This is a genomic window from Flammeovirga sp. SubArs3, from assembly GCF_947387565.1.
Lineage (GTDB): Bacteria > Bacteroidota > Bacteroidia > Cytophagales > Flammeovirgaceae > Flammeovirga > Flammeovirga agarivorans.
On the sequence record NZ_CANDOA010000012.1, the window covers coordinates 132,221 to 149,974 of the forward strand.

The 17,754-nt window shown below is 34.8% G+C and carries 8 protein-coding genes; all 8 read right to left on the reverse strand.

What is annotated here, in order from left to right:
* A complete protein-coding gene (locus QL232_RS24160; protein ID WP_168882033.1) occupies positions 1-909 on the reverse strand; it encodes a bifunctional enoyl-CoA hydratase/phosphate acetyltransferase in 909 nt (302 codons plus the stop codon).
* Between the two features lie 69 nt (positions 910-978).
* Positions 979-1,350, reverse strand: coding sequence for a hypothetical protein (locus QL232_RS24165; RefSeq protein WP_168882034.1), 372 nt, complete (start codon positions 1,348-1,350; stop codon positions 979-981).
* A 128-nt stretch (positions 1,351-1,478) separates the two neighbouring features.
* Positions 1,479-7,214, reverse strand: coding sequence for a fibronectin type III domain-containing protein (locus QL232_RS24170; protein ID WP_281616101.1), 5,736 nt, complete (start codon positions 7,212-7,214; stop codon positions 1,479-1,481).
* A 305-nt stretch (positions 7,215-7,519) separates the two neighbouring features.
* Positions 7,520-12,703: a T9SS type A sorting domain-containing protein gene (locus QL232_RS24175; protein WP_281616102.1), complete on the reverse strand. Its 5,184-nt coding sequence runs from the start codon at positions 12,701-12,703 to the stop codon at positions 7,520-7,522.
* Positions 12,704-12,925: 222 nt separating this feature from the next.
* Positions 12,926-14,029 (reverse strand): TlpA disulfide reductase family protein, encoded by a 1,104-nt coding sequence (locus QL232_RS24180; RefSeq protein ID WP_281616103.1) that lies wholly within the window; start codon positions 14,027-14,029, stop codon positions 12,926-12,928.
* A gap of 46 nt (positions 14,030-14,075) precedes the next feature.
* Positions 14,076-15,536, reverse strand: a complete 1,461-nt coding sequence (gene gatB / locus QL232_RS24185; RefSeq protein ID WP_281616104.1) for an Asp-tRNA(Asn)/Glu-tRNA(Gln) amidotransferase subunit GatB — start codon at positions 15,534-15,536, stop codon at positions 14,076-14,078.
* 233 nt (positions 15,537-15,769) lie between these two features.
* Positions 15,770-16,690, reverse strand: a complete 921-nt coding sequence (locus QL232_RS24190; protein WP_281616105.1) for a rhomboid family intramembrane serine protease — start codon at positions 16,688-16,690, stop codon at positions 15,770-15,772.
* A 249-nt stretch (positions 16,691-16,939) separates the two neighbouring features.
* On the reverse strand, positions 16,940-17,743 hold the full coding sequence (locus QL232_RS24195; protein ID WP_168882040.1) for a rhomboid family intramembrane serine protease: 804 nt from the start codon (positions 17,741-17,743) through the stop codon (positions 16,940-16,942).
* Positions 17,744-17,754: the final 11 nt, after the last annotated feature.

Below are 17,754 nucleotides of genomic sequence, written 5' to 3' on the forward strand. Positions count from 1 at the left end.
TTAAAACTCAATAGATGCAGCTGCCAAACGGATAGAATTCAATTTAGTTTCCATTGAATCAGCTCTTGATGTTAAGACAATTGGTGCTTTTGCTCCTAAAATTATCGACGCCACTTTTGCACTTGCAAAGAAGACAAAAGCCTTGTATAAAACATTTCCGGCTTCGATATCTGGAACAAGTAAAAGGTCGGCATTCCCTGCCACAGCTCCTTTAATTCCTTTATGAGATGACGATTCCTGACTAATTGCATTATCAAAAGCTAATGGACCATCAATTTCACAATTTCTGATTTGCCCTCTATTGGCCATAATAGTAAGAAGCGCTGCATCTAAAGTGGCTGGCATTTTTTCGTTAACCATTTCCACTGCTGCTAAAGCTGCGACTTTAGGTTTTTTGATACCAATTTTACGAAGGAAACCGATCGCATTATTCAAGATACCAATTTTTGTATCCAAATCGGGAGCAATGTTCATTGCTACATCTGTTAAAGCTAATGGCTTATGGTAAGCTGGAAGATCAAAAAGAGCTAAATGAGAGATTACTCTACTTTTCTTAAGTCCCCATTCTTTGTTTAAAACACCCCTCATTAATTCTGCCGTAGAAATATGACCTTTCATTAAAAAGTCTGCTTTTCCGTCATGAATTAATGAAACTGCTGCTTTCACCATTTCCTTGTAATCGACTCTATGGATGATTTGAACATCGTTTCCGAACTCAAACCCGAGTTCTTCACATAAAGTTTTGATATCATCTTTATTACCGACAAGAACTGGCTCAATGATATTTTCCTTGTATGCCTTATATACTGCTTCCAAGGCATTATCATCTGCTGCTGCACAAAGAACAAGTCTTCTTTTTGTAGTTTGATTATTGAGAATTTCTACAAGTTCAGAAATGCTTTTCAACATAATATTTAATGGTTAGTAAAATGGTTTTATGCTTATATGTTTGAGCGAAAGTGCTCTATGGTTTCTATGTTATAATGGGATAATCTCTAGGATAGAAAATGATTTTTCAAATTCCATCACTTTCACATGAACTTTTTGACCTACTGAGGCGCCAAGTTCACCTTTAAATCGGGCTGATATCTTAGTGCCTACTTTCGGATATCTGGTAACACCTGGACCACAACCATCTAAAGACTGAACTCCAATGATGACACCATTTCCTTCAACAGTCAGTAATTCTCCATAAAAAACACATGTTCCTGGAGATACCCTTAATCCCTTGTTGTTTCCTGTTACTTGATCTGCATCGCTTCCTCCTACGATTTGTACTTGGGATGCAGACCTACAACTTATCATCATGATAAGTACAACAAAAAATAACCATTTAAGTCTATTTCTCATATTTTTCATATTTGCCACGAAGATAAGTAAGAAAAATATGGAATTGATACATTTATTATGTTGAATACTATTTGCAGTAAAGGAAGTCTTCTTTTTCATAAAAAATAACTTCCTTCTATTACATTCCTCTACTCCTTCACAATTTTTATATGCTCTTGGTTTTCTCCATCATGAATTAATAAAATATATGTTCCTTGGTATAGATGACTAAGGTCTAACTCAGCAAACATAGTGGATATATCTTGTTGAAATACCTTACGTCCATCATTTGCAAAAACATCTATAGACGCTCCTTGACTCCATGAATCTTTCAAAATCAAATTAAAATAACCTGAACTTGGATTGGGATAGATCTTAGAACTTCCAATCACCATCGATTCGTCGTTGGCTAAAATTGCTTCTTTAGTGAAATTATATTCTGATAAGGCTGATTCTCCTTTAGCATTATATGAAGCGATATAGTAAGTATAGTCCCCAATAAGGAGCTCTTCTTCATCATGGAAACTTCTTACATTTTCAGTTACTGAACCGATCCACAATGTATCTTGACCATCTTCCTGTTTTCTATACAATTTAAATCCATGCTCATTATTTACATCATCTGCCCAGACAAGGCGTACATACGTACTTGCATCAATTGCTTTAAAATCTGATGGTGGTGTTAATACCAAATCTTCGTCTGTACGCATACTAAAAATTGTTTCAACTTGTGGAGCATACCCTCTTGAATTATAAGCAGTAAGAAGGTATCTATACTCATCATCCCTATCAGCAGAAATATCCAAGTAACTTTCTGCATTTGGATTTAGGTTGGCTATTTTCATAGCAGTACCTCCAGATAAATTGGCCCTGTATAAATTATATCCCATTTCATTTTCAGCCATATCTTTCCAAGTGAGCATCACTCCATTTTCATCTTCGGTAACCGTGAAATTTACTGGCATTGATGGTAAAGTTGCATCAATATTGGTCATGATAGATGTTGACACTGCTGTACTTGGCATTGCTCCATTAAATTCAATAATATAATAGATATAGGTCATATTCGGAGCTGCAGTATTGTCTATAGCTGTCACTTGGGAAGCCTCCAACTGAACGATAAAAGTTGAGTCTGAACTTCCCTGAATCTTTCTGAAGATTTTATAAGTATCTCCATCTTTTTGACCATCGATCCAACTTAGTGTTATCTTGCCATCAGTATTTTCGACCGCATTAAATGAGTGTAACCCCTGTGGCACATTATCCGATGTTGAAATCGTAAACGTATTTGATGAAATCTCTGCCCCATTAAATAGTGCTACGACTTTATAGGTATACTCTGAATTTTCTTGGGTGGCATAATCTACAAAACTAGCTTCAGAAGCAGGTAATGATTTTAATTTCATAAAACTACCATCTCTGTGCTTTCTGTAAACACGGTATTCTTCTTCTCTTTGAGAATTATCTTTCCATTTTAGATAATTAGCATTGTTTTTTCGCATCACAGTAAAATCAGTTGGTGCGAAAATCGGCAACTCAACAGTGATAGTATCCGAAGTCTCTTCTCCTATTTCATTAAAGCTTCTAACTTTATAATCATAGATTTGACCTTCTTCAATTTGGCGATCAGTAAACTGTGTGGTATTGTAAGGCAATCCAGCAATTTCTTCAAATTCGACCTCGTTTACACCTTTTCTAAGAACTGTAAATCCCAATTCATTGATGATAACATCATCCCAAAGTAAACAAACACTATCTGCACTTTTTGAAGCAATCAGGTTCTTCGGAGCCAGTGGACCTGAACTTCCTCCCATTGTATACACAAATAACTGACTCAGACTTTTTAAACCTCCATTATTTGTTCCGTTAATAGCACTCAGTCTGAAGTAATAAGTAATATTGGGAAGTAAATCCGTTAACGTAATATTCTCAGTATTTACATTCGTCGTAAAACTAAATGGAAATGTTTTTCCCTCATCAATGGAGTATTCGATGAGGAAACCTGTTTCTAAAGCGGAATTATCTTTCCAAGAAATAAATAATGATGATGGAGAAATTTCTTCATAATAGATATTTCCAGGTGTTTCCAACAATGAGTAACTAGAAGTATAATTATAACTTGATACTCCCGCACCATTAAATGCTGCAACTCTTATGTAATATTGCATCGCTCCATATGGTAAATTATCTATTACATATGAAGTTGCATTTCTGTTGGCTCTTTCTAATGGAACAAAACCTTTATTAGGGTGTAGTGAATATTCAATAATAAAACCATCTTCATCATTACTTTCATCTTTCCATTCTACTTCAATTCTATTTAATGAGAAAGAAGATTTCAATTCGGTTACTTGATTTGGAATTCGGTTTATTCTTGCTGATACTATTGGCGATGTGTTTGAAACACCACTGGCATTAAACGCCTTTACTTGATAGTAATAAGTAGCTCCTTCATTCTTTTGTGATAGATCTTCCCAAGTATTGCTTGTTGGATCTACAGTACTTACTTTTTCAAAACCATTATCTGGTGAGAATGATCTATAAACATTATACCCAGAAACCTCTGATATATGCTCCCAAGATAAATCAACAACATCATTATCTCTAGCTACAGCATTGAGGTTAGAAATAGCTAATGGTTTTTCTCCATTTTCAGATGTTCCAAAAATATCAAAAGCTAAATCTGTATTTGCATACGATATTTCCGCACTTGAAGTCCATTGGATATAATCTCTTCTGTATAAATCTGCAGGGTCTATAATATGAAAAGGACTGCCTTTTGTAGATGCTCCATTATACCCTTTCCAATACCAGCTTCCATCTTTAGCATAGGACATTACGGCTGCGACAGTAATCCAATATTTCCCTGAAGGCAATACAATTGGCGTATCAAGCATATGTAATATATCACTACCTGTCTTTTGAGTAATCGTAACATCATCTGAAGAGTAGATGGCATTACTTGATGGTTTTCCATTATCATCTTCCCAAATAAATACTCTTACTATAGTTTCATTATCGTTTGAACTATGGCCATAGGCTTTCACTCCTGTTACTTCCCATTCTGTATTTTCTGGTACTATAAAATCATCTGCACTATAAATGGGAGCTTCAAAATCTGTAAAAAATTGAGATCTATAGGTTGATCCTTGATCCAAAGATTGTCTCACCAAAGTGGCTGTAATAGAACTTACAGTTATATCAATATACATCACAGTGGATAAGCTGTTTGCAGACGCTGTTAATGTAATTTCTGCTTCTCCTACATTATTTTTTGATGGAATTATTTCTAAATATTCACCATTGATTTGAGCTGTAGCAACCTGATCATTAGATGATGATACTTGATAAGTAATTTTATCGGCATTAGGATCTTCAAATAAATCACTCAATAAAAAAGATTCTTTAATATCACCTACAGTATATTCTCTTTTGCTGATTTGATTTTTCACTGATGGCGGAACATCTGAAATCCCATAGTAGGCCGTATAAATTCCGTTGGAGTGAGTACCAATAGCCACCAAACCATCTTCTCTAGTTTTAATCATGCTAATTACAGCATCTCCAAGTTCCTGCTCCCCTTCTTGTTTCCACACCGTATTTTCTGATAGAGCTGAGGTATAGAATAAACCGACCGAAGTCCCTAAAAATATTCCTGACTCACCATTTTCGGGTTGATGGAAAGCAATCCAACGAACAGAAGGTCCTGCTCCTGAACCATCTTCATTTTCTTCTAAATTACCCGTTACATGTACCCAAGTTTGTCCGGCATTTTTTGTTTCGAAAACACTTCGCACCTGATAGTTTGAAAATACTGCCAAAACATGGTCTTCATCTTTGGGGTCTACTGCTATACAAGATACATACCCTTTAGACAGTCCTTTATCAACAGATATATTACTTACTTGTGATGTTTCACTCAGTGAATTATCTACTTTATAAATACTCCCGTTGGTTGTTCCTATATATAATTTATTTGCTGATGAAGTGGATACGTCTAATGCGGTAATTGTTCCACTTGTCGCTACATTACTGTATTGTTCCCATCCAGATCTTGTGCCATTAAATGTATACCCAGAGTTGATGTCTCCAAGAGTTCTATTTAACCACAGTTTATTTCCAGCAGGGTAATACATCACATTATGATCATTATGATCTAAGATGTAAGGATTAACAAATAGCTGTCCTCTTGCATCTCTAGGATGAATGCCATCAAAGTCTGTTGGGTTTTGAGGGTCTTCACCTTTAAATCTTAATATTTTCCCATACTGAGTACTTGTATATCGCGTATCTTCTCCCGGAACTATTGCTACATAGCAACCATCTCCACCTGCATATTCTTCAATCCAATTGGCTTTAATATCTGTTGTATTGCTATACCATTTGCCATTGTCTTGAAACCCTGCCATGAGGCGATTATCTCCAGCCGTTTTTTCATCAATAGCAATTGCATATGCTTGTGTAGTATAATAACCATTGTTCAAATATTCCCACTCTACTTTTTCATTCATCACATTAGAAGTAATCGATACTCCCCCATCATGAGCAGTGATCACTCGGTCAGGGTTAGATGAAAAGAAGATCAGTTCATGGTTATCGGGATGATGATTTTCATAAATACTTACGTTATTTTTTGTAGAGTAGCCTCCAATCCAATACGTATTATTGGGTGAAGTAAAACCATTGTCAGATCTATAAAGATTAGTACTTCCGATAAAAACTACATTCTCATTATTAGGTTTAATTTTTACATATTGATTATAAGAACCTTGTGATAGATTACCTACATATCCTCCAAATGCAGGAAGGTTCTGAGATAAGTCTTGCCAGCTGCCTGTGTTATCCAATAGTTTTAGCAACTTGTGATTATTGATACCACCACCTGGAGTATGAGCAAAAAACATAACAACATTTGGATTAGATCGAGCGTAATCCATTACTATTCTTTGGAAATTTCCTGACAATAAACTTGTTGGTGTGATGTCGTTCCAAGTTTGTCCATGATCAGTTGATTTGAAAATTCCATACCCAGCGATAGTTGCAAAAACGGTTCCTTCACCTCTGACCAATACTTCAGTAAATCTGACACTTTCGTAATCTAAAACAACCTCCCAATTTTTCCCATTATCTGTAGAACGAGAAACTCCATTTGAATGAGCTACTAACAGCGTTCCATTCCCTGTAATATCTATTCTGGATACATATTGGAAGTTACCTTCAGTAATGGTAGGATCACTTTCTGTAGAGGCAATTGGATTCCATGAAATACCACCATCTGTTGATTTAAAAATTCCATTACCTCTGTAGGATGCTCCTCCTCCTGATGCTGAGTTTCCATATACTTCTCCTGCACCATAATACCATATGTTTGCATAACTTGGTCGGGGATCTTGAATTATACAAGTAATCGATTGTCTATCGGTTGGGGTGGTTACTTTAACCCATGATTTGCCTGCATCTATAGAACGCCATAATCCGCCTGCAACACCTCCAGCAAAAAGTACATTTTCATTGTATTTATCCATTGCCAAAGCTCTTGTTCTACCACCTACATTAAACGGTCCTCTTTGTCTCCAAGGTGAATGAGGGATTAAACGAAACCTAGAATTCTTATTTTTCCATTTCACACTTTCGGCAAAAGCATGTTCTAGTTCTTCTATATTTTCTGGAATCAGATGGGTCTCGGGATTTTCAATCAGCATGTGTTCGAACCTCGCTCTTGCTTCGGGGTCATCCTTTTGTCGTTTGAACTTTGAGTAAACCATCCCTTTTTCTTCTATGTGATCGATAGGAGATGTTGATTGTGCATTTGAGATAGTTGTCAACTCAAACAATAGGAAGAATACAACGATTCCACCTAAGCATTGTTGGCGAGTTAATTTCATGGGTAGAGTATAGGTCTAACAATGTGCATTGTGATTTTTTAAACATAACCACAACAGTCACAAGGAATGAGTTAATAAATTAGGTTAAATACAATTCTTCGTCGAACGATTGAGTCCGGGATAAAATTTGGGTTAGTTTAATTTAATAAATCTTTTAATACACTACTAAACAAGTAGTTGACTTCCTTAGATAAGTAAAACAAAGACTTTAAATAGTGAATAATAAAGGTTTAGATACAAAAATGGCAGCCTTATTTATCATAAGACTGCCATAAGATTTTATAATTTTAATGTTCGAAAAGTCTCTATTTTTTCAACACCTTAAAACTATTACTTTGGTCTCCGTTATTTAATTTAATCACATACATACCTCTTGGTAGTGTACTGATATTAATTTCTTTTTTCCATTGATTAGTAGACCCTGTAATCAATGTTATACCATTCAAATTAATAACCTGATATTCATAATTTACATTAGTATGGTTTTCAATACTAAATGATGCATCCACTTCAGTAGGGTATACTTTCCAAGGGTTTTCAAATAATTCTTCTACAGATGTAATATCTTCTTCATCTGTTGCATCACTAATAATTGATTCCGTCGGCAATGTTACTTCTACAGCAACAGACTTACCTGCTTCATCACTAGCTAATACAATAATATCAAGGTCTTCAATACTAGTGTTCGTTCTAGTACCAGAAGGAACTTTAGAAGGATCAATAGAGAATGTTAAAGTTTCAGGATCAAAAATCACCCAATCTGGCAATGGGCTACCATCTGCCAACATTACTTGGTAAGTAACCTCTCCTTCTAATTCTTCGAAAGCTTCAATTGCTACTTCTACTTGTACGGTTCCATCATCAGAAGTCACTACTTGGATCTCCTCTTCATCTACCTTTACAGTTTCTTCAAACTGGTGAACTACACTGATTGTAGTATCTTCAGAAGTTAAATAGTGAGATCTATTGTCACTTTGACCTTGGCCTATAAATTCTTCTTCGACACCATCTACTATTAATTTATAGTAAATCACTGTGCTTGGAAGATCCATAGAAGTAGTATAGACAGAAGTTTCTTCTACTCTAGTTAGAGAAATTGCTTCTGACCACCCATTGAAACTACCCAATATTTCTACTGTACCTGTAGCCGGATCAAATTGTCCCGTTAAAATAGCTGGGTTGACATTCACTAGCCAAGTTGCATTAAATTTCTCTTCTGGTAATTCATCATTAAACCAATGCAGTTGTGTTTGCTGTCCTGTTCCAATTACAAATGATCTATTTTCCGACTCCTCTAAAACTGTATTCTCATCTGTATCTAATGTGATAAACTTATATAGATAAGTTTCTCCAGATGGTAATTTGAAAAGTGTTGTTGAGAAGTTTCCGTCTTGATCTTCTTCTAAAGGTAATGTGAGTTTTTCCTCATCAATAGTTACTTCAACTGCTACAGTATGATCAGCTTTATTAAAGTTATCCAACTCCACCTGTCTAGACATATTTACTGCCAAGATCACTTCAGGGTTGGCTTCTGATTTATTATTGAAGTAATGTGTGAATGATTCATCTTTACCTTCTTCTAAGCTTACATCGAACGATGAATTGTTTTCAATACTATCGTTATCTTGATACAATCTAAAGGTATACTCCAAATCTCCAATATTTACATTTTCTAATGAAAATGTGTAAATACCATCATTATTAGTATCAGACAACATAATTAGGAAATCTGTTCCATCATCATGAGAAGCAAAAACAGATACCTGATCACTCGCTATATCAAATAGTTGCTCAGTAATGTAAACATTCATATTTAGGTTAAAATCAACAGTAACAGTAGGAATATCCCTACTGTAGAATGGACCTAAATCAGCTGTTTGAGCGTAACCCATTTGATCTTTTACTAAGAACTTAAACCCATGATCTTTTATCTCTGAAGCTGTTGTATTAAAGAATTCAGTAGGAATAAATGTCATTTCAAATACCCCTCTTTCTTTCTTCGTCATCTGAGCTTCAACATCACTTAAATTAAAATCGTTATTTGTGATAGCACTGTACACTGTATCTACAGCATCAACCCATGACCATATATATAACTCTTCATAATTTTGAATACTACCTTCCTGCTTTAAATCAATCGTTACAGTGATTTCCTCATCTGGACTCCAATATTTTGGTGAAATAGAAACAGGAGTAATGTATTCTTTTATGAAAGAATAAGAATAACTACCATCTGCAATATTTACAGTTAACCCATAAATACCTGATGTTTCAATTTCCATCGGAATGTTATCATAAAAACCTTGAGCGATTTTCTCTGAACCTTGATCATAACCAATGTAAGCATTAGAAACATCTTTTAAGTTGAATGTAGCTGATCCTTCTTTAAAGTACTCTTCAACATAGTATTCGTTTTCACCAGTTCTTGTCATTAATTTAGGGTGCAACCAATGGTAGCCATTTGCTTCAGATAAAAGAGACAAGTCATACAGTTCTAACCACCAATCGAAAGCAACATCCTCTCCTTGGTAATGTTCCCATTTGATGTAAACCGTTTCCCCTTGAGATAAAGTATACAATAAAGCTCCTTTTGCTGATGCTAATGATTGGTCATCATTACAATTAGCAAAAATTGATACTTGCTCTGCCATTACGTGACCATTGACAACATTAACACCTTTCTCTCTAATGTAATACTCTCCATCTGATGGAGCTGTAAACGCATACCATTGCTCCGTACTTTCTACATGTTGTGGTCCCAATTCAACATCCCATGCTGTTTCGCATGTGTTTGCCGCTTGTGGTATAGCCACCCATTGATAGATATCGTCTACAAAGACTCTTGGTTCATAAGGTGTATCTAAGATATTTCTTACCACTTCCTCATTCTCTTGATCTAATTCAATAAACTTTGATCCACCTTTCAAGAAGAAAGTAAAGTTTGGATTATCTTCTGTTAATGGAAGTTTGATCTCATAGTAGTTACTATCTGCATTAAAGATCAACTCTTTAGTTGCAAAATTATGGTTCCATCCATCAAAGTCACCTGTTGCCCAAACTTTTGTGTTTTCTGGTGTATTCTCTGGTAAATTCTGAACAACGATTGTTGGATAACTCTTTACTTCTAGATTAAAGCCAAATGGACGAATTACCGAATTTGGTTCATTATCATATCCCCAAGCAAAGATTAAAACATCCCCATTTTTCACATCCAATGAAGCTTTTAGGTCTGCTCCAAAACTTTGGGATTCGTACCCTCCATTTTTATAGATTGTAAGTGTTTTGTTATAAGTATTATCAAAAGTTTCAATTGTGATAATATTATCATCTTGTGCTTGATAACTAAACCATGATGTTAATCCAAACGCTTTAATATTACTACCTTCAGCTATCACTTCAGGGTTTTCGAAAGAGTTGTCAAACCTTGGGATAAAATTCCAATCTGTGATTTCAAGTGTTTGATGCTTTTCCTCGAAGAAATTCACAAGGTAGAAAGCTTCATCACCATTTGAATCTACTGCTCTATACAATTCATCATTCTCGATATGTAACTTAAATGACACCTCATTTGTATACTCTGGAAATATCAATTGGTATCCAGTAGAGTCTTCATTAATATTTAATGGTTCAATAAATTCCACTCCATCTCTAGAACCAATAGCATAGACGGTATTTTGATCTAGGGAAGGTGTATTTGCAGGAATTTCATCAAAATTAAATGTAACCGAAGGACGAATAATTTCTTTCTCTTCTAATTCCAATTCAAAAGCAACATACTCTGCAGCGTTGATTTTAAAGTAAAGGATTTCACCTTCACTCACCTCCATTGTTTGCTCCTTAAAACCGTATACACCACCTCTATAAGTTTCATCACAGTCGCTGTAGATATCGATATAAGCTCTCTGGTGTATCGTTTCTGTATCATCTAAATATCTAATTGTAAGATGCTCATCAAAAGGTGCAACATATTTATACCAATTTGGTGTACCTAATATTTCATTCTTACCAGCTAAAATATCTATCGCTGTTTCGCATGTAGAAGTAGGAGTTGTAGGTACGTTTTTCCATGCATAAATATCTTCAAGGTAAATTGTCCCAAAATCAGCTACAGTATCTAATAAAAGGTTTTTAGTCACCGGAATTCCCATATCATCTACCTCTACAAAAGGAGTAAAATTATTAATACTAATGCTAAGCGTATTATTACCAATAATTCTATTTGTATAGCCTATTAATAGAGTACTGTCTTCGTTGTAATCAAAGTATACATCATTTTCATGATCAATACCTACTTTGCCAATGATAGAGATATTATACCCTTGAGGGGTATTTTCTGGAAAACCATCGATAATTAACGTTATAGAAGCTCCCCTTTCTTTCGACTCTCTTGTTGGAATCCCATATTCTGGAAGGCTATTCTGATATATCCTTGCATAATAAACGTTACCAATGTTTTCGTTCACAGAGTAAGTATAATGCGTACTATCTTCTCCAGAAAGGTATTCTCCATTCTTAAACCATTTCACCAAATACTCATCTTCAGGGTATCCTGAGACAGATAAAGTAACGGCAGCATTATCTCCACTTAATTCATGATCTGGCCAAAACCTGTTATTAGCATCCTTAGCGAACAAGAAAGATTGAAGGTTATCCAATACTCCATTTTCATTCAATAAATTGATAGCATCAAAATCAATGTAACATCTTGATAAATCTAAAGTTTCTAAATTTTGAAAGCTATACAAGAAGCTTAAATTACTTGTATCAATATATGACCCTGATAACCTTAAATGCTTGAGCTGAGTTAAAGCAGATAAATTATCAAAATCATTTAAAAATACATCTCCTCTAAAGTTCAATTGAAGAGATTTAAGGTGTTTAAGATCTCCTATTGAAGACATAAATCCACCACCATCTAAATCACTTTGAATAAATTCGATACCTTCAACTACACTAAAGTTTACCCCGTCTTCATCGACAGAATCTCTTAATGTTAAGCCACTCCAACCGTAGATTGTAGTGTGAGGGTCGAACCAATTGTAACCTGGTGCATCTTGGATAGAATAGATATTTTCTACCAAGTCTTTTAAGGCATTGTATTCCGTCAATAGCAATCCTTCTTTGTATTTTAATTCACCAACATAAACGATGTTATATGAATTATCATTTAAATCGAAAGTGATATCATACCTTCCCGGTACATCTACATAAATATCATTTCCGTAAGAGACTAGGGTTCCTGATGGGAAAGTGTCGCCACCCCAATTATTATCCCATGAATAGTCTGCTCTAAATTTTAAATATCCACTTTTCAGTGAAAAGTTCTCAAGTGTCCAAATGTTTGGATCGTCATCTTGTACCGTGAGTGGGTAGTCTGTATCCCAACCTCCAATAGTTGCATCACCAGTAATTGTTATGTCGTTATAAGCGTCAACGGGTAAACTGATGGTAAAGATGAACAGGAGTAAGTAAAGTGAATTTACTCTCATTCGTAGGTAAATGTTTAAAGTTTGCGAAAAAATTGTCTTAACTAAATTAAATGAATCATATGCAATAACATTTATTACGTAAGCTATTACTATAATTTAGTTTTTTTCACACTCTACCCACAATAAGAAACTGATCAAAAACAAAAAAGGATATACCGCATGATGACAGTATATCCTTTCTAAAATTCATCAAACCACCTTAGTGATTTGTAAAGCATATGTTTATTTTCCTAGTAATTCTTCTAACTTCTCCTCTAAAGCATTACCTCTCAGGTTTTTAGCGATAATCTTTCCTTCTTTATCTAATAATAAAGTGAAAGGTATAGATTCTACACCGTAAGCTTTAGCGGCCTCATTATTTGTATCATGCACCTGAGTCCATGAAATATGATCTATCTGAATTGCTTGTTTCCAAGCATTTTGATCTTGGTCGATAGATACACCATATACTTCAAACCCTTTAGACTTATATTTATTATAAGCTCTTAATACATTAGGGTTTTCCATTCTACATGGTCTACACCAAGATGCCCAGAAATCGATCATTACATAATTTCCCTTAAAATCGGATAACGCAATGTTTTTACCTTCAACAGATGGTAAATTAATCTCTGTAGCCATAGCACCAATTCTGGTGGCTCTGATTGCATCAATACTTTTAGATACTTCTTTCACTAATTGGTCATCAGGAAAGTTTTTCTCCAGTTTTTCAACCGTTTCATTGATTACATCAAAATAAGCTTCTTTATCGTTTAAGAAGTTAAGCACCACCAAAGATACATAAGCACCATCAAATTTCTTTAATTTCTGCTGCAATTCTGCCTTTTGAGCATCTTGCATTGCTTTTATCTTCTTGATTACCTCTTCTTTATTTTCTGATGACACATACTCCTGCTGAAGTTTTGAACCTTCTTCAGAGTACTTATCATACATTTCTTTTAGTTCATGAAGAAGCTCATTTTCTCTTGAACCAGAAATTTCATAACCTACAGGAGCACTGCTTACAGATAAATCTTTATCTTCTAATACCAGAATCTCCTCTGCTTGGTTATCAATATTTATTGTGTAAAGTCCAATTTTAGGAACAGTATAATCAAAAGAGAACTTTCCTTTTTCATCTACTGTTGTCTCAGCAACGTTTCTTTTGCCTCCAACATTCTCAATTGAATATAAGATTACTTTAGCACCTTTTTCTATTCCTTCTAATTGACCAGATATACTAATCTTTGCAGGATATTCCGCTTTAGTATCATTTTCTTTTGAAGAACCGCAACTAATAGCAAATAATGCTAGTAATAAAATTAGACTATTCTTAAATGTTTTCACTTCTGTCTGTTTACATGATTTATTATTATGCAATATACACAGATCTTTACTTTTCCAATGCTTCGCGAAGTAATTGATTTGTTTTTTGAGGATCTGCCTTACCTTTTGCCATTTTCATGACTTCACCCATAAACAAACCAAGTAAGTTCTTTTTCCCTTTTTTGTATGCTTTCGCTTTATCAGGGAATTTAGCAATTGCCTCGTCAATTAAAGGAAGTAAGAAATCATCTCCACTATCTTGGATTAAATCCAATTCTTTGGCTAAACCTTCTACAGATACTTCCGGCTTAGAAGCTAATGCTTTCAATAAGTTTTGTGATGCAGCGGCAAAGCTAACTTTCTTAGCATCTACCAATGCAATCATTTCCGCTACTTGCTTTGGACGAATTGGAAAAGCATCAAAGTCACCACCTGTCTCATTTAATAATGATTTCAGAGGGCCCATCATCCAATTGGAAGCCGCTTTATAATTTTTTGTTGAAGAACATAATTCCTCAAAGTACTGAGCTGAATCTTTTGCCTCTGTTAATAAACGGGCGTCGTACTCAGGTAATTTATATTCTGATGTGAATTTCTTAATCAATTCTGCTGGTAAGCTAGGCATCTCCGCCTTGATCTTTTCTACCAACTCCTGTTTTACAATCATTGGAGGAAGGTCAGGACAAGGGAAATAACGGTAATCGTTTAATGTTTCCTTTGTACGCATACCATACGTCTTTCCTGTATCTACATTGAAAGTTCTTGTCTCAGAAATGATCTCCTCGCCTTTCTCTATAAGTTGAATCTGACGTTGCATTTCATATTCAATGGCCTTTTGGATATTACGCATTGAGTTCATGTTTTTGATCTCGCATTTTTCTCCAAGCTCAGTAGACCCTTTTAATCGAACAGAAACATTGGCATCACATCTTAAAGATCCTTCTTCCATATTCCCATCACCAATACCAAGGTAACGAACGGTTTTTCTGATCTCACCAACAAAAGCAGCTGCCACTGCAGAATCATGAATACAAGGTTCCGTTACAATTTCCATTAATGGAACACCGGCTCTATTTAGATCAACCAAAGTATCAGGGCTTCCTTCTAAGTGTGTTGACTTACCGGCATCTTCTTCCATATGAATTCGGTTAAGCACTACAGTAAACGGATCTCCATTTTTTGTAACTACATCAACATGCCCACCAATACAAATAGGTGTTTTATCTTGTGTTGTTTGATATCCTTTTGGAAGGTCTGGATAGAAGTAATTTTTTCTATCAAAGAACTGATATTCTGAGATACGGCAATTACAAGCCAATCCCATTTTAATAGAAGATTCAATCACACCTTTATTTACCTTAGGAAGCGTTCCCGGCAAAGCTAAAGTGATTGCACTAATATTTACGTTCGGATCTTCTCCAAAAGTGGTAGGATCCGAAGCAAAAATTTTACTTGCTGTTGTTAATTGTGAGTGCACTTCCAAACCCACAACCAATTCATACTTTTCTAAAGTGGCCTGATCAATCATGCTTATATATTTTTCTCGAATAGAGATGAACCTTTTAGGAAGTGTAATTTGTAGCGTTTGTAGTTAGCATTAGACAATAATCACATCTTTAAACCTTGGTTACCTCTTTTCTGTTCTATTGATAATCAATTTGAAATATTTTCAACAAAAAAAGTTATTCCTTACAAAAAGAAATAACTTTTAATGAATTTTATTACAATATTAATAAAAATATCTGTTTTTCAATACAATTTCTAGTGTTTTCGTTGACTTGCCTTGAAAAGGATTTGTTTTTCTTCTTGAGTTAATCCTTCATAGCCTTTATCAGAAATTTTATCCAATATCTCATCTACTGTTGCTTGTGATGGTTGAGATCCTGTTTTAGCAGTAGTAGTTTTCTTACTTGTTTTCTTTTTTCCTCCTCTATGAACTACCTTCAATTTCTTTTCAGAAGACATTAAATCAGAGAAGAAATCTGAAATTTTATAAAGTGGCGTTCCCAAATCAGTTCCTTTTTTAAGAATAGCTACATAGCCATAACCCATAAGGGCTCCACCTAAGTGAGCAATTTCACCACCAGCGTTTGCACCTGCAGTTTGAATTAAGGACAAGAAAATATATACCGCCGCCAAGTATTTGATCTTTACTGGGCCAACAAATAGTAAATTGATTTTATAATCTGGAGCAATTGCAGCAGAACCAACAACAATAGCATATACACTTGCTGAGGCACCGATAAGTCCACTTACCATATCCATACGAGCACTGTAGTATGGAATTACATTGTACATAAATAAATAAGCAAGTCCACCAGCAATACCTCCAAGGAAGTAGATAGCCACCACTTTTTTATCTCCGAGGAATTCTGTGAAGATCATTCCAAACCAATACATGATTAACATATTGAAAAGGATATGAAAGAAATCCGACATACTATGCATAAAGAAGTATGTGATTAAAGTCCAAGGTGCTTTAACAAAGTCAATAGCAGATGGTGGTAGTGCTACATTAGGAAAAATGTATTCATAGTAAACGTCAACAAGACCTGATAGTTTAAGTGCTAGTAGCAGTAAGCTCATACAGACATAAACAACTACATTGACAATGATCAATCTTAGTAGTCCACTACCCGGCTTGTTCCATGTATATTTTAAATCTGAGATAAAACCGTTCATAAGTAATATTGTAATGGTTTAATGACAACCTGTTATGTTGTACTGTTCTATAAGGTTATTTATTAGGTAACTTAATTTACATAAAATCAACAAGTAATAAAAGTGATTTCATGCAATCATCGGACAAGTACAGTTTATTATTAGATATTTGATTTGTAGATAATTTGTTTAAAAATATCCCAAATAATTTTCTTAAAATAGTGATATCCATAGATTATTGTTCTTTGAATATCACTACTTTATGTATTCCTAATTCTGGTAACTTTGATATTTCCAGTGTCTCATCAATAGATAAGCAAATAATGCACCGCCCAAGTGAGCTAGGTGGGCAACATTGTCTGCTGGGTTCTGATTGATAAGCTCATATGTTTCATATAAAATATAAGCACCTACCAAGTATTTTGCTTTTATTGGAATTGGAGGGAACAACAACATCAAACGTAAATTTGGAAATAAGTACGCAAACGTAAATAATATACCGAAGATCGCTCCTGATGCTCCAATCATAGGAATGTTCATTCTATCGATTGTGATCTTACGAGCAAATTCAACTGCTTCTTTTTGTAACCCAGGATTATTAGGATCTGCAGGGAAAATACTTTCAGCAAAGTTATACAAAGTTGTATTGTGCTGTAAATAAACTTCTGCATGATCTTGACAGAAAGCCAAGAAGTTTTCTGGTGTTGAACTTAAAATAAACTGTGCTGCAGAAGCTTCCATTTGATGAATCTCAACAAAGTTGACCAATCCATACAACGCACCGCCACCAAGACCTGTGACAAGATATAAAATCAAAAATCTTTTTGAACCCAACACATTTTCCAACATTGGTCCGAAGATGAATAAGGCAAACATATTACTAAAAATATGTGCGAAATCTCTGTGTACGAACATATATGTAAATGGTTGGAACACTTGGAAGTATTCCGATTTAGGGTAATGATACCCCAATAAAGCAACTACATCTATACTGTGAATTAAATTCACGGCACCAAAGATGAGCAGGTTTATCAATAATAATATCTTAACGTTAGGAGTGAGATTTTGTCCCATAAAATGTAATA